The sequence below is a fragment of the Bifidobacterium xylocopae genome (assembly GCF_003315615.1).
Classification (GTDB): Bacteria; Actinomycetota; Actinomycetes; order Actinomycetales; family Bifidobacteriaceae; genus Bombiscardovia; species Bombiscardovia xylocopae.
This window is the reverse complement of sequence record NZ_PDCH01000049.1, coordinates 1-479: the sequence shown is the minus strand read 5'-3', so window position 1 is coordinate 479 and position 479 is coordinate 1. Positions and strand designations below refer to the sequence as shown.

At 63.0% G+C, this 479-nt stretch carries 1 protein-coding gene; it reads right to left on the bottom strand.

Going from position 1 to position 479, the window contains the following annotated elements; genetic code table 11:
• On the bottom strand, positions 1-381 hold a 381-nt coding region (locus CRD59_RS07580), incomplete at its 3' end, for an NUDIX hydrolase (protein ID WP_236632796.1).
• Between the last annotated feature and the right edge of the window lie 98 nt (positions 382-479).

Genomic DNA, 479 nt, shown 5'->3' with positions numbered 1-479 from the left:
CGGGATGACTGCCTCGACCAGCAGCGGGGCCAGGTCGTCAGGCAGGGCGTCGACACTCCAATCGAGCCAACGAATCTGCTCGATCTCAGCAGCTGGCTCACTCACCGCAACCGGGGTGTGGGTGAAAATCGTCGCCACCACCTGATGGCCGGCCTCATTCGCTGCTCGCGTGGTGAACACTCCCACCCGACGCAGGTCGTCGGAAGCCAATGCGACGCCGAGCTCTTCGTGCCCTTCCCGGACTACTGCCTGACGCGAGTCCGCGCCGGGCTCCGGCTTGCCGCCTGGCAGCATGAATGCCTCGGTGCCTCGTTTACGGACAGTGAGAAGCCGCCCGTCAGAATCTTGGATGATGACAGCACTGACCACGATCGAAGGCATACTCACGCTACCCATGCTAATGATCCGTTGCACCAGTACGCGGCCGGAGCTCCACCGGGGTGGATGAAGTTCTTCAGACGCAACGGGCTGGTCGATCC